This window comes from Acinetobacter celticus, assembly GCF_001707755.1.
Taxonomy (GTDB): domain Bacteria; phylum Pseudomonadota; class Gammaproteobacteria; order Pseudomonadales; family Moraxellaceae; genus Acinetobacter; species Acinetobacter celticus.
Genome location: NZ_MBDL01000001.1, coordinates 181,037 through 201,084 on the forward strand (window position 1 = coordinate 181,037; position 20,048 = coordinate 201,084).

Sequence of the window (20,048 nt, forward strand, 5' to 3'; positions counted from 1 at the left end):
CAACTGACAAGATTTTTACATTTTTTTTTCTGCAAATTCACCCAGTCCTGTCAGGACATTGTATGGCTTGCAAAAACGTCGAATTATTGTGCGTTCCTGAATCAAATCTACACAAAGTGGATCAGGTGCAGAAACATTCAGCAGACTACCCTGCTGTTTACTTCGGTTACGGTACATCTTAAAGGTATAGCGTTGACTGGCATTGAACTTATGAATGACATTCAACTCTTCGGCTTTATCTTTAGAAATAGGATAAAAACGAATGACCACTTCATGCTGACCGGCAGGAACGGAAAGATAAATTGGATTACGGTTACGCAGTGACTGTGTTTGCAGACGTAAAATACCCGATTTCACGGCTACTTTTTCTAAGCGCCGACTCTCAGCATTTGAAATACGAATTTTATCAAAACGCTCAAATTCGCAATTCTCTGTTCCCGCGCAATAAATCAGCGCATTCTTTTTTGTCCTTTCTGTTTCCTTCACATTTTTAAGGTGTGAAGAATCTATACTTTGACAAGCTGAAAATGAAGCAACTAAAGCCCCAAGTAAAGTAAACCTTCCTAACAGATTATTCATGACACGAACTCAACCTGACAAAAACGGGCAATATGTGACTATAATTACTCACCGATATTAACAAGTCTTCATCAAGCTGACTATAGTTCAATACAGCAATAACTTAGGCGTTTAACTCCGCAAAAACCCAAGGGCGTGAACCTTTGGTTTTTTCTTCATAAGCACGAATATCATCCGAAGCTTGTAAAGTTAAGCCAATGTCATCAAGACCATTTAACAAACAATGTTTACGAAATGGCTCAACTTCAAATTTGAAAGCGTCTCCTGTTGGAGTACGCACTTCTTGCGCTTCTAAATCGATGGTTAATTGATAACCTTCAGATGCCACACATTCTTTCAATAACTGATCGACAATTTCTTCAGACAAAATGACTGGCAACATGCCATTTTTAAAGCTGTTATTAAAGAAAATATCTGCATAGCTCGGTGCAATTACCGTACGGAAACCATATTCTTCCAAGGCCCACGGCGCATGTTCACGACTTGAACCACAACCAAAGTTGGCGCGGGAAATTAAAATCGAAGCACCTTGGTAACGCGCTTGATTCAATACAAAATCTGGATTTTTTGGGCGTTTTGAAATATCTTGCCCCAAAAAGCCTTCATCTAAATAACGTAATTCATCAAATAAATTATCGCCGAAACCAGTGCGCTTAATCGATTTCAAAAACTGTTTTGGAATGATCAAGTCTGTATCAACATTGGCACGGTCTAATGGTGCAACGATACCTTGTTCAACGGTATATTTTTTCATTTTTAATTGCTCCTCTTAGCCCGAATTAGAATGAACGTACATCGACAAAATGACCTGCAATTGCGGCGGCTGCTGCCATTGCTGGACTCACCAAGTGTGTACGACCGCCATTGCCTTGACGACCTTCAAAGTTACGGTTAGACGTCGATGCACAGTGCTCGCCCGGCTGTAATTTATCTGCATTCATGGCCAAGCACATTGAACAACCTGGCTCACGCCATTCAAAACCAGCTTCAACTAAAATTTTGTCTAAGCCTTCTGCTTCTGCTTGTGCTTTGACTAAGCCAGAACCCGGTACCACCATAGCTTGTTTAATGGTGCTCGCAACTTTTTTACCTTTGGCAATTTCAGCAGCAGCACGAATATCTTCAATTCGTGAGTTGGTACAAGAACCAATAAATACGCGGTCTAACTGAATGTCTGCCAAGGCCTGACCTGCGGTCAAACCCATATAGTTATATGCACGCGTCCAGTCATTGCGCTGAATGTCATCTTTGGCTTGTTCTAAGGTTGGCACTGCTTGAGACACAGGAATGACCATTTCAGGTGATGTCCCCCAAGACACTTGTGGCTCAATTTCTTCACCTTGTAAGACCACTACGGTATCAAAGTATGCGCCTTCATCTGAATGCAAAGTATGCCAATATTCAACGGCGGTATCCCATTGTTCACCTTTCGGTGCATAAGGTCGACCTTTGACATATTCAATGGTTTTTTCATCGACAGCGACCATTCCTACGCGCGCACCGCCTTCAATCGCCATGTTACATACCGTCATACGTCCTTCAATCGACATATCACGGAACACTTGACCACCAAATTCAATTGCGTGACCCGTACCGCCCGCAGTACCAATTTTACCAATAATGGCTAAAACCACATCTTTAGAAGTTACGCCTTGGCCTAATTGACCATCAACGCGTACCAACATATTTTTCATTTTCTTTTGAACTAAGCATTGCGTCGCCAATACATGTTCAACTTCTGATGTACCAATACCATGTGCCAAACAACCAAAAGCACCATGAGTGGCTGTATGCGAATCGCCACACACAACGGTCATCCCTGGCAAGGTTAAACCTTGTTCAGGGCCAACCACGTGTGCAATGCCTTGACGTATATCATTAATATCAAACTGCACGACATTAAACGTTTTACAGTTGTCATCTAAGGTTTGCACTTGAATACGTGATGTTTCATCTTCAATACCCGCAATGCCTTCAGAACGTTCTTTTTTAGACGTTGGCACATTATGGTCTGGCGTGGCGACATTGGCGCTTAAACGCCAAGGTTGACGACCTGCCAATTGCAAGCCTTCAAAGGCCTGTGGTGACGTTACTTCATGCAATAAATGACGGTCAATATACAGTAAGCTGGAGCCATCATCTCGTTGTTTTACTAGATGGTCATCCCACAATTTGTCATATAATGTTTTTGCTTTTGGGTTCTCGCCTGCCATGTCGATGTTGCTCCACTGGACTGGGGTAATTCTATCATTTAATGGATTATAACCACGATTTCACATAAATCTAATTTATCATTTTTATTAGTTTACAAACTTTTTGGAATTATTATTTTAGCCTTCTATTTCTTATTTTTTTTGTTGTATAGCCCATTGTACTGACTCAATTTATGTTCTTTATCATTATTTTAAATGGCTACTAATGCTCATATTCGAATCCAATTCATCCCACAAACCATTTATTTTATATAAAAAATTTACCTCTACACGGTGAATTGCCCTCACCGCATAGAGACGAACCGATTAAGTCGATGAACCTGCTTGATGTTGTACCAACTGTTCAATTGCCCGAATAAGTTCTGCTTTGGCCGCACCACATTCAGCTGCAGCCCTGTTTTCATCATCTTCGTCATCTGCAATTTCATAAATAGCACAGCGTCTTTCTACTGTTCCTTCAAAAATATCCAGAAGATTTTTAATATGTTTAATATCCATTGTATTCACCCTGCAAGAAAAGTCTTTCGAATCGATTACTTTCCTTCCTATATCAAGCACTCAATTCATCATTTATAAAAACGATTTTCAATAGAATAAAATTCGCTTTTACATTTTAAATGATAATCATTATTATTTAAAAACATTCAAGGCAATCACCAAGGACACCCCCATGGCTAATATTCAAAAGTTTATCGACTACAACCAAAAAATCTTAAAAAAGACCTTGAGCTATTACATTATGCACATCACTGTTGCCATGTTGGTCGGCTACTTTGTAACAGGCAGTTTAGCAATGGCTATTGCTTTAAGCTTGATAGAACCGACTGTTCAGGCTGTGGCTTTTTTCTTCCATGAAAAAATTTGGGAAAGAAATGCCGTACAATAAAATTTGTTTGCCTTGGTTGTGCCCAAACCGTTTATGTGCAGTTTTTCTTTTACATTCACAAAGAAACACCCTTCTCATTTACACTTTGTTCAGTGTTTTAGCCTTCATTGAGATTGTATTGTTCATACATGTCTATATTTACATCAATAGATACAACTTTTCCTTTGATTAATTCTTAAAATTTCTAAATAATAAAATTCTCATAAAAAATATTTATAGGTAATTTAAGATGAATCTTGCCGCCTTTGAAGCTTTCGTTAAAGTAATGGAAACGGGTTCTATTTCTTTGGCAGCCGATCAGCTTTTTATTACCCAACCTGCCGTCACCAAACGTATTCACAGTTTAGAAGATTACTTTGGTGTCAAATTATTTGAATCGGCAGGACGTGGTATTCAAGCCACACATGCAGCAAATTCACTTTTGCCTAAAGTAAAAGGTTGGTTGAATGAGCTGGGTGATATTCACCACACATTAAGTCACGAACAAAGCCAAGTTCAAGGTAAACTTAAAATTGGCACCAGTCACCATATTGGACTGCATCATCTTCCAAGCCATTTAACACGCTATGTGCAAAATTTCCCTGAAGTGACTTTAGATGTGCATTTTGTTGACTCTGAACAGGCGCATGAGCAAGTACTTGCAGGCGAATTAGAATTGGCATTTTTAACATTGCCACCGCAAGGCGATGCACGACTCAGTTATGTCACCATTTGGAATGATCCATTGGTCTTTGTGGTCGCACCTTTTCATCCTTTGGCAGAGAAACAAAATTTAAGTTTAGAAGATTTAATTCAGTACCCTAGCCTGTTGCCTGCTTCACAAACGTATACCAGCCAAATCACTTTGGCAGAATTTGAAAAACAAGGGGTTAAACCCAAAGTCACCATGAGCAATAATCCCTTGGAATCTATTCGAATGTTAGTTTCCATTGGCTTAGGCTGGTCTGTCTTACCCAAAACCTTGCTCAATCAAGACTTAAAACAATTAGATATTCCCTTAGAAATGAATCGTCAGTTGGGCATGGTTTGGCATCCGGGACGTACACAGTCCAAAGCAGCTGAAGCCTTGGTCCATGACATGAAACAGCAATCTTAAGCGCATAAAAAATGCCAGCTCTTCTGGCTGGCATTTTTTAGTGTGTTCACTTATTTCGCAATAGAATCTTCATGCAAAGACTCATTTAGCTGATCGACAATAATGGCCCAACTGCCATCCGATTTAATCTTTTCAGCTAAAAATTGGCGTTGCCCATCTGTCCAATAGTCAGCTTCTGTAATTTTAGTTTTTGCGCTGAGTTGATGGGTGACAATAAATAGCGCAATAGCCTCATCGCTAGAGTCTAAGCCTAATTGTTCAAAAAGGTTGGTCATTCTTGGGCGGACACTCATTGCTTTCTCCTTATTCGATTCGCTTGATTGCTAGGCATTTTTTTCATCTCATAAAGGATATAACACGGAAATCAGTCATACTCAATTCCCCCAAAGGCCACTCAATATTTTAAGAATGGCGTACTAAGCATCAATACCACAACAATTTGAGTAAATAACCACAAGAATGGCAAGCTGACCGCCGTACCGCCCGCTTCGGCAAAAACTTTTGCACTGTATTTCGGATCATGTTGATAAGCCTTAACTTTTTCTTCGGCAAAATCTAGATAAAGACGCTTCCCCATTAAGCCTAAAATTAAATGAGGCAATAGTCCCAACCACACCAAATTTTGGGGTTGGACACCAATAATTAATAAGATAAGACCGATAAACAGGCCAAACAGCGCAATCAAAAAAAAGTACGCATACATTTTTCGATACAGTAACCAGTACAGACCAAAAATGAAGCCTGCCCAGCTCAAAGCACTTTGACCTTGTTGCACAGCGATATAGGACGGCGCACGTGAACCAATAAAGGCATTTAACAACTCGGGTCTGGACAATTCACTCTTCATCTTCAATTTAATCTTCTTAATTTTTGCATGGGTTTAGGGCTTTAAAGCACAACATCTCATCTCTAAATTTGTCATGCTGATTCTATTTTCGTCAACAATTAAAAGCTTAAATAGACCAATCCTGAATCTCCCAACCCTGCGCTTTGGCTAAAATGTCTAAACGGTCATCTGGATTAATCGCAAAAGCATGGTCTGCATATTCCAATAAGAAACGATCATTAATCGAATCTGAATAAGCCCAAGATTCAGTAACCTCTCGCCCTGCTAACCACTGATCTAACCGTGCCAATTTACCTTGTTGATAGCATGGAATATTGATCACTTTACCCGTGTAGCGGCCGTCAACCACTTCCGCATTGGTCGCAATAATTTCAGTAATACCAAATTCACGAAAAATTGGCGCTGTAATAAAATCTGATGTAGCAGTAATGCCGACCAACGCATGCCCTGCATCTTTATGACGCTGTATGGCCTTAAAACCTTCTGGACGCATTTGTGGACGAATGACTTTTTGCATAAACAGCTGATGTAATTCAGTCAAATAAACATTGTCATGTTGCGTTAAAAATTCGAAAACAAACTCATTATAAGCAATTGGGTCAAGTTGTCCGGCCTTATAATCTTCATAAAATTTATTGTTCATAGCACGATGGCGAATTGGGTCAACCAAGCCTTCATTGACTAAAAACTCCCCCCATGAATGGTCTGAGTCTGTGTTTAATAAGGTGTGGTCTAGGTCAAACAGCGCCAATTTCATAAAAATACTCGTAAAAGCTGAAATTTAAGAAAAAAATTGTAAATCTATCTCCGCTAGTCGATAGAAATTCGTTAAGATCATAGCAATTTTAACATTATTTACACTTTGCTTTTTCCGAGTTGGATGCAGAAATAACAATCCCCGGATACAAAGTTATAAATTACACAATATATTAGGTAGCCAAATGATTGACTCAGAAGGTTTCCGACCCAATGTCGGGATCATTTTGGCAAACGAGGCTGGACAAGTTTTATGGGCAAAACGCATTGGTCATAATGCATGGCAATTTCCGCAAGGAGGTATTCAATATGGTGAAACCCCCGAACAGGCACTTTTTCGTGAACTAAGAGAAGAAGTTGGCTTATTGCCCGAACACGTCCAGATTATTGCGCAAACCCAAGGTTGGTTGCGTTATCGTTTGCCAAATCGATATATACGCCCAGATTCAGACCCTGTATGTATTGGTCAAAAACAGAAGTGGTTTTTGTTGAAGCTTACAGCGTCAACGCAACATATTCGGCTGAATTTGTCTGACCCACCTGAATTTGATCAATGGCAATGGGTCAGCTATTGGTATCCATTAGGTCAAGTGGTTAATTTTAAACGTGATGTTTATCGCAAAGCCATGCTAGAGCTGTGTCAGCAGTTGCCTCAAAAACCATAAAAATCGCATTAAAGCTGCAGATTTTTGAGCTGACTCTTGTTATAAATAAAAGTAGAACATTTTAGGAGTAGACACGATGTCGAATATGCAACTGGATACTTTAAGACGTATTGTCCAAGAGATTAATGCGTCCACCAGTTTGCATGAATCTTTAGATATCATGGTCAATCAGGTTGCAACCGCCATGCATGTCGATGTCTGCTCTATTTATTTATTAGACGAACGTAACCATCGCTATCTGCTCATGGCTTCTAAGGGCTTAAACCCAGAGTCGGTTGGGCATGTTTCTCTACATACCAGTGAAGGCTTGGTCGGCTTAGTCGGACAGCGAGAAGAAATTGTCAACTTAGACAATGCACCCAAACATGAACGTTTTATGTATCTTCCAGAAACAGGTGAAGAAATTTACAATTCGTTTTTGGGCGTACCAGTTATGTACCGTCGCAAAGTGATGGGGGTTTTGGTGGTTCAAAATAAAGAATCCCAAGATTTTAGCGAAGCAGCGGAATCCTTTTTAGTCACACTGTGCGCGCAACTATCGGGCGTTATTGCCCATGCGCATGCAGTGGGCAATATTGATGTATTTCGTAAACCCAACAGCTTACCCTCATATAAAACCTTCCAAGGGATTTCAGGTTCAGGCGGTATTGCCATTGGTCGTGCCGTCATTCTTTATCCCCCTGCAGATTTAGGTGCTGTTCCTGACCGTGAAGCCGATGACATCAGTGAAGAATTAACCCTGCTGGATCATTCTATCGATGCTGTACGCCAAGAAATTCAGTCACTAGATGATAAAATGCAGGATGCCTTAATGGCGGAAGAACGTGCATTGTTCAGCGTCTTTTTACGCATGTTGGACGAAAATGCCCTGCCTGCTGAAATTAAAGCTGAAATTCGTGATGGCAATTGGGCGCAAGGCGCAGTGCGTAATGTCATCGACAAGCACATTGCTTTATTTGCACAAATGGAAGATGACTATTTACGTGAGCGGGTTGCGGACCTAAAAGATTTAGGCCGACGCATTTTAGCCTTCTTACAAGAAGCCGATTCAGGCCACCGCGAACTCACCGATGAAAGCATTTTAATTGGTGAAGAAATTTCAACCGCCGCTTTGGTGGAATTACCCGTCGATAAAATTGCCGCCATTGTGACGACTGAAGGCGCAATGAATTCACATATGGTGATTGTGGCTCGTGCCCTTGGAATTCCAACTGTTGTCGGTGTCACTGAACTGCCCATCAATACCCTTGATGATGTAGAAATGATTGTGGATGCACACCAAGGACGGGTCTTCATTAACCCGCCACGTCGTTTGCGTACCCGTTATAAAGAAATTCAAAAAGAAGAAGAGCAACTGGCAAAGGATTTAAAACAGTACGAAACCAAAGATTCCATTACACCTGATGGCGTGATGGTCAAACTGTATGTCAATACAGGCTTAATGATTGATGTGGTTCGTGGCGTACAACGTGGGGCCAAAGGGGTTGGGCTTTATCGCTCTGAAATTCCCTTTATGTTGCGTGACCGCTTTCCAGGTGAAGAAGAACAACGTCTTATCTACCGTCAGCAGCTCAGTCACTTTGCCAATAAACCCGTGGTAATGCGAACTTTAGATATTGGCGCAGACAAAGACCTGCCTTATTTTTCAATTGAAGAAGAAAACTCTGCTTTGGGTTGGCGTGGTATTCGTTTTACGCTCGATCATCCTGAAATTTTTTCTTCACAAATTCGTGCCATGCTCAAAGCCAGTATTGGTCTGAATAACTTACATATTTTACTGCCCATGGTGACCAGTGTCGGTGAAGTAGAAGAAGCGCTGTATTTGTTGGATCGTGACTGGCAAGCGGTACAAGAAGAAGAACAGGTTAAAATTCCTAAGCCTAAAATTGGCATTATGGTAGAAGTTCCCAGTGTTTTGCTACAAATTGAAGAGTTTTCTGAATTGGTCGATTTTTTCTCGGTCGGTTCAAACGATTTAACCCAATACCTTTTGGCGGTAGATCGGAACAATCCACGTGTAGCGAATGTCTATTCACACTTACACCCCGCTGTGCTTCGTGCACTGACGCGCTTAGTGCAAGATTGTCATAAGTACGACAGACCTATTAGTATTTGTGGTGAAATGGCTGGCGACCCTGTGTCGGCAATCCTATTGATGGCGATGGGCTTTAATACCCTATCAATGAGTTCAAGTAATATTTTACGCGTGCGTAAAGCCATTTGTCATGTGCCTATGAGCGATGCACAAGAACTGCTTGAACACGTCTTGAAGATGAGTAACCCATTAATGGTAAAAAGTTGGATGGAGTATTACTTTAGAACCCATGGTCTTGGCGATATGGTGAAAGCAGCGACACGTATCGTGAGTGCTTAGGCGAAGTTAAATATATTGAAGTAACAAAAATAAAAAGGGAGATAATCATCTGAATATCTCCCTTTTTTGTGCTTGCTATAACCGCGTTTTACATCTTTCTTTCGGTCTGTAAACACTTGGCTTTTATTAACTTCATGCATGTGTTTTGCCACAAAGTTGTTGATAACCACCTCTGGTAGCGCTTTTTTCTTCGCCATTTCTCTCACCTATTTTTCAGTTTTAAGCTTGGGTAAAGCTAGGGCCTATATTGCGCTCATTTTTAAATTTTTCAAGTGGCTTGTGATTGGTTATCTCTAATCATTTTAAAATGCATATCGAGGCTTTATCACTTCAAGGTTGATCTTTTTGTCATATTTCTACTGCTTCAAAATACACTTACTTTCACTCCCTCCCTTTTGGGGGAGGGAACAATAATTTAAAGCGCGAGGGCTCGCTGTAAAATCTGATCGACATCTACCTGTTTTGCTTCAACCATACCGACAACCCGACCATGAAACTGGCCATAACGACTTTGAATAAAACCATTGGCAACAAAGTCAGGGGCATTGCGTTTAAGTAAAACGGACTGGGCTAAAAGGGTCAAACGACTTACCAAACTTCGCCCCATAAATTGCAAATCTTCGGGCGATTGCTGAAATAATTTAAAGAGACTTTGAAACTCATTTTTTAAGGTTTCATCTTGTAAGGCAGTCGATGCCAAATCTTTCAATAAGACGTCAATCAATTCAGGTTCGCGGGTAATGGCACGTAAGACATCTAAGCACATGACATTGCCTGAGCCTTCCCAAATGGTATTGACGGGTGCTTCTTTAAAAAGACGCGCCATAATGCCGTTATCGACATAACCATTGCCACCGAAGACTTCCATCATTTCACCTGTCAGTTCTACTGCCCGCTTACACACCCAAAACTTCGATGCAGGAGTCATAATCCGTTTCCATGCCAACGACAATTCATCCTCTGACTCATAACACTGTGCCAAGTGAAAACTCAAGTGCATGGCCGCTTCGGTTTCAAGGGCTAAATCTGTAAGTACCGCTCGCATTAGGGGCTGTTCAGCCAAAGGTTTACCAAAAGCTTGGCGCTGACGTGTATAGGCAATACACTGAACCAGCGCCTGACGGAGCATGGCAGTACTGCCCACCGAACAGGTTAGACGCGTATAATTTGCCATTTCAATAATGGTTGGAATACCACGCCCTGCCTCACCAATCATAAGTCCCCAAGTATCTTTAAATTCAACTTCAGAACTGGAGTTACTGCGGTTACCGACTTTTTCTTTGAGGCGCTGTATGTGAATATTATTTTTTGTGCCATCTTCTCGCCAGCGCGGAACAAAAAAACAAGCCAAGCCATCTTGTTCGGTTTTGGCCACAACCAAATGCGCATCACACATTGGCGCAGAAAAAAACCACTTATGTCCCGTCAATAAATAAGCTTTGCCACGACCTGTTTCTGCAACTGGAACTGCAATCGTTTCATTGGCACGCACATCGGAACCGCCTTGCTTTTCGGTCATCCCCATACCGAACCAAATAGATTTTTTCTGAGCAATCGGCACATCGCGCTCATCATATTGAGTAGACAGTAGCTTATCGCCAATTTTGGCCCATAGTTCGGGTTCACGCTGTATCAGCGGAATACTGCCCAAAGTCATCGAATTCGGACATAAGTTGCCACATTCGACCTGTCCCGCCAAATAAAAACGTGTAGCCCATTCGACCCATTTGCTGGTTGAATTAGACTGATTAAAAGGATGCGCATGCGTATCAAATTGACGGTTAAGCGCCATCCATTGATGCCATGCAGGATGAAACTCAATGACGTCTTTGCGACGACCACGGGCATCGAAGGCATGTAAAATAGGCGTATGCCTATTGGCAAGGTCTGCATAGGTATAATATTCCGCAGAACCTGCTCGCCGTCCCATCTCAGATAGCACCTGCTGATTATGACTTCCACAGCGAGTCAAAATTTCTTTCAGCACTGTATCGGTTTCAAACAAGTTATAGTCTTGCTTTTCATCAAATTGGTTACTTATTTGATGCGTCATCCATGTATTCATCGTTTATCGTTCCTGTTTGTTCTTATCTGTATTTGGTTTCAGTATAGACAAAAAATCGCTAGAAAATATTCAACTTTATTTAGACTCATTTTTTATGAAAAGTCGATACCCAAGTACGGCGCAAGCCACGTCAGTCCAGAGCTAAGCGCACTCAGGAAGCCTTACAAGACAATTTTTTTCGGCTCTTACATGAACATTCGGCAGATAAAATCACCATTCGAAAAATTATTGACTTGGCTAGTGTGGGTCTGGGTATCTTTTTGAGCAGGTCTAAAATATTAGAGATCTAAAAAATATCATCTTTAAAACCAAATTTTGAATCGCGCCCCCTAATGTTAAGTGACGCTGTGTGCTTTAATACTGTGTATTTTGAGGCGGGTTTATTGTAATGAGAAAGCAATATCATTTTAGAAAAGTTGAAAATGATACGTATATTTGGGATGTCGACAACCTAGTAGCGTTCACTCAACATTTTAAAGTCAAAGAAATTCCGCTCTCAGACATCCAAGAGCTCGAAGAAGCTTATTGGTATCCAGATACTCATCCAACAACACAAAACATCCTTGAACATATGCAATTAATTCAACAGGCTGATTTCACTTATCCAATCATCTTGTGTTCTCAAGGCAGATTAATGGATGGCATGCATCGAGTAGGGAAAGCAAAAATTTTAGGCAAAGACACTATTTCTGCTGTGCAATTTGAAATAGACCCTCAAGCTGATTTTATCAATGTGGATGAAAATGACTTAATCTATGATGATTAATTACTTTTTAAATATATACTTTAAATCAATCACTTAAACCACCAAAGAACACTCACCTCAAGTATTCTTAAGCGTATTGGCTTTAAGATTCACCTCTTATGAGGTCAAGCAACATGCTCTCTCTCGTATAAAAATCATCAAAAAAGTAACGGATTATTTCAGCTTCCATTAAAACCATGAATAAAATAATGAATATAAATCAATATTATAAAATCAGAAAAATAAAAAAAAACCTCTTAAAAGGTGCTTTATAAGCATAATTTATCAATCTATCGAAAATTTCATTCATAGCAACCTGCATTATCTATTTGTAAATCCTACAATCAAACGATACATTGAAGAAGTAACACTATAAAAGCCCACGTATTTTCAGGTTCGGCTAACTGGTTTTAACACGAGTTTTCTTACATTCATTGCAGTCAATTCGTTGCAATATTTTCACTTTAGAATGCATTAACAAAACGGTTAATGTTATGCCTAACGAAGCATGTTATCCCTATCTGGGTAAACCTTCCTTAATAGCATGATGATAATAATGGAGAATCAAAAATGAGCGACGACTCAAAAAAATGTCCTGTAACCCACTTAACTACTGATTTTGGTGCGCCTGTCGTAGACAACCAAAATAGTATGACGGCAGGTGCTCGCGGGCCACTCCTTGCACAAGATTTATGGTTGAATGAAAAACTGGCAAACTTCGTTCGTGAGGTGATTCCAGAGCGTCGTATGCATGCCAAAGGTTCAGGTGCTTTTGGTACATTTACAGTAACCCACGATATTTCCCAATATACCCGCGCAAATATTTTCTCTGCAATTGGCAAAAAAACTGAGATGTTTGCACGTTTCTCTACCGTTGCTGGCGAACGTGGCGCAGCCGATGCAGAACGTGATATTCGTGGTTTTGCCTTAAAATTTTATACAGAAGAAGGCAACTGGGACTTAGTTGGTAACAACACTCCAGTCTTCTTCCTGCGTGATGCACGTAAATTCCCTGACTTAAACAAGGCAGTGAAACGTGATCCAAAAACCAATAAACGTAGCGCAACCAACAACTGGGATTTTTGGACATTGCTTCCAGAAGCCTTGCATCAAGTCACTATTGTAATGTCAGACCGCGGGATTCCAGATGGTTACCGCCATATGCATGGTTTCGGTAGTCATACCTATAGTTTAATTAATGCCAAGAATGAACGTTTCTGGGTGAAATTCCATTTCCGTACGCAACAAGGAATTAAAAACTTAACCGATGCAGAAGCCGAAGCGCTAATTGCCAAAGACCGTGAAAGTAGTCAAACCGATTTATTTGATGCCATTGAACGTGGTGATTTTCCAAAATGGAAACTTCAAATTCAAATCATGCCAGAAACCGATGCAGAAAAAGTACCGTATCACCCATTTGACCTGACAAAAGTTTGGCCTCATGGCGATTATCCACTGATAGACGTAGGTGTCTTTGAACTGAATCGTAATGCAGAAAACTATTTCCAAGACGTCGAGCAAGCCGCCTTTGCACCAAGTAGTCTGGTTCCAGGAATTAGCTACTCACCAGACCGTATGTTGCAAGCACGTTTGGTCAACTATGCCGATGCAGCCCGTTACCGTGTCGGTGTGAACCACTCACAAATTCCAGTCAATGCAGCGCGTTGTCCTGTTCACTCTAACCGCCGCGATGGTCAAGGACGCATGGATGGTAACTATGGTTCGTTACCACATTACGAACCCAACAGTTTCAGCCAATGGCAAGAACAACCGCAATACAAAGAACCACCTTTAAAAATCACCGGAGATGCCGATTTCTGGGATTATCGTGAAGATGATCATGACTACTTCAGCCAACCACGCGCCTTGTTTAATTTAATGTCAGCTGAACAACAACAAGCCTTGTTTAACAACACCGCGGGGGCCATGGGCGATGCACTCGATTTCATCAAATATCGTCATATTCGTAACTGTTATGCCTGTGAACCAGCATATGGCGAAGGTGTGGCAAAAGCACTGGGCTTAACACTCGCAGATGCACTGGCAGCACGTGCAACCGACCCTGCTCAAGGAAATCCGGGTTTACTGTAAATACGCTTTAAATGCACAAAAAACCGCCTTCTGTCGGTTTTTTGTGCTATAAATAAACGACTTAAGTCATAAAAATAAAAAAGATGAAACTGAATGTTCAACAACTGATTCAGCAACATGACATCATTTTATTTGATGCCATTTGTGTGGTCTGCAATCGCTGGGCAAACTTTTTAATTCGAAATGATCAGCAACTAAAATTTAAACTGGCATCCGCGCAATCTGAGCTAGGTGTCGCAATTTTACAGCACTATGGCATGTCAACCACGCATTACACCACCATGATCGTGATTATTAACGGGCAACTGTATACCGAATCTACGGCACTGCTAAAAGTCATGCAGCACTTAGGCCTGCCCTTTTCAATCATGAATGCGGGCTATTTCATTCCTCGCCCCATTCGGGATTTTCTCTATCGACGTGTGGTATTAAACCGCTATCAATTATTTGGTACAACCGAATACTGTCTTTTGCCTTCTGCCGAAAATAAACAACATTTTTTGGAACATGCCATTGCTGAATAAATCCGTTAGCCTGTATCGCCCCTTACAATGCATTCAATACGCTTTGGCCGTACTCTGGATATATCAAGGTTTCATTCCGAAAATATTATTTCAAGCGCAAGACGAACTACGCATTTGGCAGTTGCAAGGTTTCAGTGAGAGTTTGGCATCCATCATGATGCAAGCTTCAGGTGTCATTGAAATTATTTTTGGGATGCTATTTTTCATTTTTAAGTCAGCCACACTTCTGCATTATTTCAATATATTTGGAATGGTCGGATTAAGCTTGCTAATTTTATGGGTTGATCCTCATTATTTCAGCAACGCCTTTAATCCATTCGTAATGAATGTTGCCATGGCTGTGCTTTCCCTAACAGCCATTCAACTGATCAAACAGCTGAAACAAAACAGCACTACATACTAAATAGATTAAACCGTTAAACGCTTACCTTCACGAACGCAGATAAATGGGTTCATCAACTTTGAAGATTTGCTTCGTGCTTTATGTAAGTCTTCTTCTGGCTGCTCACGACTTTCATCTGTTAATTGGAAAGTTCGGTAATGAATAGCCAAGGAGCATTTTGCATGTAAATCTTTATGTGCTTGGTAAGCATCTTCAGGATTCATATGCATATAACGCATCAATTCACGTGGTTCATATGCCCCAATGGGAAGTAATGCAATTCGTGGTGCACCATATTTGGCTTGAATGGCTTTGAAATGCGGTGAATAGCCAGTATCACCTGCAAAGAAGCAATGATCCTTACCATTTAACACAGAGAAACCACCCCATAATGCACAGTTCTGATCACGGAAACCGCGTCCTGAGCCATGTTGCGCTGGGGTATACACCAATTTTAAATCGCCCAACAATGCTGCTTGCCACCAGTCCAATTCATACACTTGCAAATGTTCAGGCAAATAATAACGATTTCCCAATCCAGTATAAATGGGCATGGCAAAACGCTCATGTAACCAGTTCAGTGTCGCAATATCCATATGATCATAATGATTATGGCTCAACAATACGGCGTCTATAGTTGGCAGTTCTTCTAAAGCAATACCCGCAGGACAAACACGGCGCGGGCCTTTGCCCTGACGTGGGCTGACATATTCCGCCCAGACGGGGTCGGTCAATAAATTATACGGCCCAATTTGAATTAAGACGGTGGCATGACCCACGTACCAAATTTGCCAATCATCTAAACTGGCATTCGGACGTGCTTGTGGCAAAGACCGCGACGACTTATGGAATTGTTCATATTCCTGCTCGCGGTTCACTCCCCATGTATTCGATTTACGTTTCAATAGCCATTTGAATAAATCTGCACGAGACCGCCCTTCTGGCGGACGAATTGGATTAAAAAATCGTTCACCGTCAGAATGTTCGGAGGCCAGAAATTGAAAGACTGGCTGACACCAAGTATGTGACCAACACGCCTCTGTCGGCAGTTGAAAATGCTTTTGTTCCGAATCGTGCTTCATGGACATTCAAAATTCTTCAAAATTTTAGCAAAACAATATCAATAGAATATGCAGTTTAAATGAACCTAAACGGCCCTGCATATGTTCCTGCCAAACCTGTTGTAATTGCGGTTTGACAAAGAGTGCCACAATTTCAGGATAACTTTGTTTAATTTGTGCTTCAATTCAATTTATACACGCTTCAATCTCATCAAAGGCTAACTCATCTTTAAACACTCAGCTTCAAGAAGCAATCACCAGATATGCACCCATTGGTTCCGTCAATACGCCACAGGCAGATTGTACCGCAAAATCTTGCTGTGCAACTTCAATTCCATTTTGTCGCAAGGTCGAATTGCTACTTCACCCATCAACAAACCTTTGGTTTCGCACCAGTAAATACCGAAAAGGCTAAAACCACACCAATCATGACTGATGCTACACCATCCTGCACAGGCATATTCAACATATGTGCTAAATAAATATCAATTCAGGCAATAAATAAACCAATTAAAGTTGCTGTATCTTCAAACAGCACCATAAAAACGGTGAGGTCTTTACTGTGGCGACAAGCTTCAAAGTAACCGTAATTGCCTTGCCTCTCTTCACCAAAGCATAAATAAATAAGTTTTATTTTTTATTGTGTTTTAGCCCCATATTATTCCGTTTTTTTGATATTTACCCATGTAAAAATAGAGTGGCTTCAGCCAAAATGCGTTCCATATGGAACACTGTCATAAATACTGAGATACACCCATTTTATGCATTGACTGAAGTATCAATTTCGCGCACATCCATTCATCAAAGCACCCCAACGACCAAAAACGCTACAACGCAATTAGGCTTAACTGCTCATCGATAATGGATTTTCACAGACTTTTGGTGGCATATTTTTTATTTCAATTAAGAGTTTTAAGCGCTTATTAAAATAGTCATGCCATATACTAAAACGTCTATAAAAACGCTTAACCCATTTATTTTATAAATATCAAAATCATCTTCACGGCATAGTTGTTTATAGATTATACTGCCCCCGAGTTCATAATAAGACATTTTTTGGATTACTCACTAGGCTGAATATATGGAATTACGACACCTACGCTACTTTATTACTGTTGCTGAAGAACTCAATTTCAGCAGAGCGGCCCTTAAACTTTTTACAGCTCAACCATCTCTTAGTCAGCAAATTAAAGACTTAGAAGAAGACGTGGGCGTGAAGTTATTACACCGTACCAAACGTAAAGTCGAACTCACTGACGAAGGCACCGTATTTCTAGAACAAGCCCGTTTAACATTGGCACAAGCAGACAAAGCCATTGCCATGGCACGTCAGGTTTTAAAGGCCAAACAGCAAATGTTACGCATTGGTTTTGTACCTGTGGCAGAGATGAAAATCTTCCCTTATGTCTTGCCTAATCTGCGAATGCAAAATTCAGAGTTAAAAATTGAGTTATTGAGCTTAAATAATGTCGAGCAAATGAAGTTGCTTAAAAAAGGTGAATTAGATGTCACTTTTACTCGTCATAATTTTCATAATGAAGAAATTGAAAGCCAATTTGTTTTACGTGAGCCACTCATTTTTCTTTTACCCAAAGATCATCCGTTAGCAAAATACGAACGAATTCCAGTTAAAGAACTAAATGGCATAGATTTTATTATTCCAGCCGCTGAACAGTCTTCAACCTTGCACACTGCCATTTTAGACTTCGCCAAAACCAATCAAATTGAATTCAATATTGTACAAAAAAATGATAACATTTCATTAAATATCAACGCTATTGCCATGGGATTAGGCTGTGCCATTCTACCTAGCTATATTGCCCCTCTCACCACGGACAATACGGTGATTCGTCCCTTAGATGTCGAACTTCCCTACCTCGACTTATATGTCAACTATCGTAAAAATAATCCATCGGTCGCTGTACAAGAGTTTATAGAATTACTTAAACGGGTTTTTTACTTAGATATTACCCGTGACCAAGACTAATTTTTCCAAGTTGTTTTAAAAACAAAAATGCCATTATTTTTTTTGGAAAAAGTGGCATTTTTTATACGTTCAATATCGGTTTATTCAGCAATAGAGCCTTACGTGATTTACCAATCATTGGTATTCATCTAATTGGGAATAATTTATAAGTTTTAGTTGGTAAATTTATAAATTATCTATATCCAATTACCACTGAAATCTAATAAGATTTACTCATGCAAATTAAAATATTCAAGGTCATACACTAAAAATAATCGTCCATAGAATCCATAAAAAAGGAATTTAGATGAAGATTCAGTTTTTTTCCAACTTTAAAGTTGCGTTGCAATACCGACCCTACTTCTTTATTTCCTTTGTTTTAACCCTGTTCTTATTCTTAATTTTACAATTTTTGAGCCCGTGGACGTGGTCAACCTGTTTACTAATCAGTTGGAATTTGGCTGTCACAAGTTATTTAATTTTGAGTATGAAAACAATCTGGCATGCCGATCATTTTCATATTTTACAACGTGCTCAGCAACAAGATGCCAGTAAATGGCTGATTTTACTCTTGGTTTTTCTCACTTTATTGATGTGCTTTATTGCTATTGTGGTTGAGGTCAATCACTTGCCTCAAGACACCACCATTCGTATTGCCCATTTAAGCCTATCCATCATCACTATTCTCTGCGCTTGGCTGTTTATTCATAGTGTTTTTGCAATTCACTATGCGCATGACTTTTATCTGGCCTTAGCCGAATCTCAAGATGGCGGTCTGGACTTTCCAAAAACCACGTATCCGACTTATCCCGATTTTTTATATTTCAGCTATGTCATTGGAACTTCAGCACAAACGGCCGATGTCTCGATTACTTCGCGCCCAATGCGGATTTTAAATATTTTGCACATTCTTTTGGCCTATGGCTTTAACACCACAATTTTGGCCATTTGTATTAACGTGGCTGCAGGGTTTATTCAGCCTTAGCTTCAAAAAATAAAACAAGCGCAAAAAATTGATTTTCAAAAACAAAAAAAAGGAAAGCGCACTTTCCCTTTCATCAGATTAAAGCTTGAATAAACCTAAACAGCTTCCGACATCTTGACCTGTAAATTTAAAAAAGCATGTAGTTCACGCACATCTTGTGCAATGCTTAAAGGTGCGTACTGATTCAACACTTCAACGCTATGTACACCATAAGCTACACCCACACGTGGCATCTGAATATTCTCTGCCATTTGTAAGTCATAAGATGTATCGCCAACCATAATCGTACGGTCAGCTGAAATTCCCGTATGCTGTAAAATCTCAGACAACATCAAAGGATCTGGCTTAGATTTGGTTTCACTGGCTGCACGTGTCACCGAAAACAATGCCGTACTATTAGTCTGTGCCAATACGCGGTCTAGACCTTTACGACTTTTTCCCGTGGCAACCGCCAGTTGCAGACCTTGCATCTTTAAATCCTGCAACATCTCTGACACACCAGCAAACCAAGCATCACCTTTAGAATTTGCCACATAATGATCTGAATAACTTTGCAAAATATCTGTATGTAATTCAGGCACTGTGGGAAATAGGCGCTGCGCCACTTCAGGCAAACCCAAACCAATAATGCTTTTTGCATCGGCATGAGTCAATGGTTGTTCAAACTGCTGTGCAGCAAACTGTAAGCTCGCAACAATTTGCCCCACCGAATCAAATAGTGTTCCATCCCAGTCAAAAATAATCAGCTCTACCGCTTTTTTCATGTTGAAGTCCAATATTTGATTTTATTCATCTGTATCTGCCTTCCCACCC

The 20,048-nt window shown here is 40.4% G+C and carries 21 protein-coding genes and 2 pseudogenes; 11 read left to right on the forward strand and 12 right to left on the reverse strand.

Annotated elements, in window-relative coordinates; translation table 11 throughout:
* Positions 1-15: 15 nt before the first annotated feature.
* From BBP83_RS00840 to BBP83_RS00855, 4 genes are all read right to left on the reverse strand, one after another.
* A complete protein-coding gene (locus BBP83_RS00840; RefSeq protein WP_068885532.1) occupies positions 16-579 on the reverse strand; it encodes a hypothetical protein in 564 nt (187 codons plus the stop codon).
* 103 nt (positions 580-682) lie between these two features.
* The gene (gene leuD / locus BBP83_RS00845; RefSeq protein ID WP_068885533.1) at positions 683-1,333 is read right to left on the reverse strand and encodes a 3-isopropylmalate dehydratase small subunit; all 651 of its coding nucleotides are present in this window, start codon (positions 1,331-1,333) and stop codon (positions 683-685) included.
* 25 nt (positions 1,334-1,358) lie between these two features.
* Positions 1,359-2,792: a 3-isopropylmalate dehydratase large subunit gene (gene leuC, locus BBP83_RS00850; protein WP_068885534.1), complete on the reverse strand. Its 1,434-nt coding sequence runs from the start codon at positions 2,790-2,792 to the stop codon at positions 1,359-1,361.
* 306 nt (positions 2,793-3,098) lie between these two features.
* Positions 3,099-3,290: a hypothetical protein gene (locus BBP83_RS00855; RefSeq protein ID WP_068885535.1), complete on the reverse strand. Its 192-nt coding sequence runs from the start codon at positions 3,288-3,290 to the stop codon at positions 3,099-3,101.
* Between the two features lie 172 nt (positions 3,291-3,462).
* Between BBP83_RS00855 and BBP83_RS00860 the strand changes: the two genes are divergently transcribed.
* Positions 3,463-3,678, forward strand: coding sequence for a DUF2061 domain-containing protein (locus tag BBP83_RS00860; protein ID WP_068885536.1), 216 nt, complete (start codon positions 3,463-3,465; stop codon positions 3,676-3,678).
* A 229-nt stretch (positions 3,679-3,907) separates the two neighbouring features.
* Entirely contained in the window at positions 3,908-4,774 is an 867-nt protein-coding gene (locus BBP83_RS00865) for a LysR family transcriptional regulator (protein ID WP_068885537.1), read from the forward strand.
* A gap of 50 nt (positions 4,775-4,824) precedes the next feature.
* Here BBP83_RS00865 and BBP83_RS00870 read toward each other — a convergent pair whose 3' ends face one another.
* From BBP83_RS00870 to BBP83_RS00880, 3 genes are all read right to left on the reverse strand, one after another.
* A complete protein-coding gene (locus BBP83_RS00870; protein WP_068885538.1) occupies positions 4,825-5,067 on the reverse strand; it encodes a DUF2789 family protein in 243 nt (80 codons plus the stop codon).
* A gap of 101 nt (positions 5,068-5,168) precedes the next feature.
* Complete coding sequence (locus BBP83_RS00875; protein ID WP_068885539.1) at positions 5,169-5,621, reverse strand: DUF2628 domain-containing protein; 453 nt, start codon at positions 5,619-5,621, stop codon at positions 5,169-5,171.
* A gap of 106 nt (positions 5,622-5,727) precedes the next feature.
* The gene (locus BBP83_RS00880; protein WP_068885540.1) at positions 5,728-6,378 is read right to left on the reverse strand and encodes an HAD family hydrolase; all 651 of its coding nucleotides are present in this window, start codon (positions 6,376-6,378) and stop codon (positions 5,728-5,730) included.
* A gap of 184 nt (positions 6,379-6,562) precedes the next feature.
* Here BBP83_RS00880 and BBP83_RS00885 point away from each other — a divergent pair, with 184 nt between their 5' ends.
* Positions 6,563-7,042: an RNA pyrophosphohydrolase gene (locus BBP83_RS00885; RefSeq protein ID WP_068885541.1), complete on the forward strand. Its 480-nt coding sequence runs from the start codon at positions 6,563-6,565 to the stop codon at positions 7,040-7,042.
* A 76-nt stretch (positions 7,043-7,118) separates the two neighbouring features.
* A complete protein-coding gene (gene ptsP, locus BBP83_RS00890) occupies positions 7,119-9,416 on the forward strand; it encodes a phosphoenolpyruvate--protein phosphotransferase (RefSeq protein WP_068885542.1) in 2,298 nt (765 codons plus the stop codon).
* On the opposite strand, the gene BBP83_RS00895 is transcribed toward ptsP, so the two are convergent.
* Both BBP83_RS00895 and BBP83_RS00900 read right to left on the reverse strand, forming a co-directional pair.
* On the reverse strand, positions 9,413-9,613 hold the full coding sequence (locus BBP83_RS00895) for a DUF7230 family protein (RefSeq protein ID WP_068885543.1): 201 nt from the start codon (positions 9,611-9,613) through the stop codon (positions 9,413-9,415). The genes ptsP and BBP83_RS00895 overlap by 4 nt on opposite strands.
* A gap of 218 nt (positions 9,614-9,831) precedes the next feature.
* Entirely contained in the window at positions 9,832-11,481 is a 1,650-nt protein-coding gene (locus BBP83_RS00900) for an acyl-CoA dehydrogenase family protein (RefSeq protein ID WP_068885544.1), read from the reverse strand.
* Positions 11,482-11,591: 110 nt separating this feature from the next.
* Between BBP83_RS00900 and BBP83_RS15385 the strand changes: the two are divergent.
* From BBP83_RS15385 to BBP83_RS00920, 5 genes and pseudogenes are all read left to right on the forward strand, one after another.
* Positions 11,592-11,741: pseudogene (locus tag BBP83_RS15385) on the forward strand (TetR/AcrR family transcriptional regulator); the annotation flags it as partial.
* A 128-nt stretch (positions 11,742-11,869) separates the two neighbouring features.
* Positions 11,870-12,247: a ParB N-terminal domain-containing protein gene (locus tag BBP83_RS00905; protein WP_068885545.1), complete on the forward strand. Its 378-nt coding sequence runs from the start codon at positions 11,870-11,872 to the stop codon at positions 12,245-12,247.
* Positions 12,248-12,796: 549 nt separating this feature from the next.
* The gene (locus tag BBP83_RS00910) at positions 12,797-14,317 is read left to right on the forward strand and encodes a catalase (RefSeq protein ID WP_068885546.1); all 1,521 of its coding nucleotides are present in this window, start codon (positions 12,797-12,799) and stop codon (positions 14,315-14,317) included.
* An 83-nt stretch (positions 14,318-14,400) separates the two neighbouring features.
* Positions 14,401-14,841 carry a thiol-disulfide oxidoreductase DCC family protein gene (locus tag BBP83_RS00915; protein WP_068885547.1) on the forward strand — a complete coding sequence of 147 codons (441 nt, stop codon included), beginning with the start codon at positions 14,401-14,403 and terminating at the stop codon, positions 14,839-14,841.
* Positions 14,831-15,244, forward strand: coding sequence for a DoxX-like family protein (locus BBP83_RS00920; RefSeq protein ID WP_342669279.1), 414 nt, complete (start codon positions 14,831-14,833; stop codon positions 15,242-15,244). The genes BBP83_RS00915 and BBP83_RS00920 overlap by 11 nt, the downstream gene beginning before the upstream one ends.
* A 5-nt stretch (positions 15,245-15,249) precedes the next feature.
* Here BBP83_RS00920 and BBP83_RS00925 read toward each other — a convergent pair whose 3' ends face one another.
* Positions 15,250-16,305: an MBL fold metallo-hydrolase gene (locus BBP83_RS00925; RefSeq protein ID WP_068885548.1), complete on the reverse strand. Its 1,056-nt coding sequence runs from the start codon at positions 16,303-16,305 to the stop codon at positions 15,250-15,252.
* A gap of 24 nt (positions 16,306-16,329) precedes the next feature.
* Positions 16,330-16,888, reverse strand: a pseudogene (locus BBP83_RS15390) (cation diffusion facilitator family transporter); the annotation flags it as partial.
* Between the two features lie 477 nt (positions 16,889-17,365).
* On the opposite strand from BBP83_RS15390, the gene hcaR reads away from it, so the two are divergent.
* Together hcaR and BBP83_RS00935 are read left to right on the forward strand one after the other, a co-directional pair.
* Complete coding sequence (hcaR, locus tag BBP83_RS00930) at positions 17,366-18,271, forward strand: DNA-binding transcriptional regulator HcaR (protein ID WP_068885549.1); 906 nt, start codon at positions 17,366-17,368, stop codon at positions 18,269-18,271.
* 286 nt (positions 18,272-18,557) lie between these two features.
* Positions 18,558-19,235: a DUF1345 domain-containing protein gene (locus BBP83_RS00935; protein ID WP_068885550.1), complete on the forward strand. Its 678-nt coding sequence runs from the start codon at positions 18,558-18,560 to the stop codon at positions 19,233-19,235.
* Between the two features lie 95 nt (positions 19,236-19,330).
* Here the strand turns inward: BBP83_RS00935 and BBP83_RS00940 are convergent, their stop codons facing one another.
* On the reverse strand, positions 19,331-19,999 hold the full coding sequence (locus BBP83_RS00940) for an HAD-IA family hydrolase (RefSeq protein WP_068885551.1): 669 nt from the start codon (positions 19,997-19,999) through the stop codon (positions 19,331-19,333).
* Positions 20,000-20,048 lie beyond the last annotated feature (49 nt).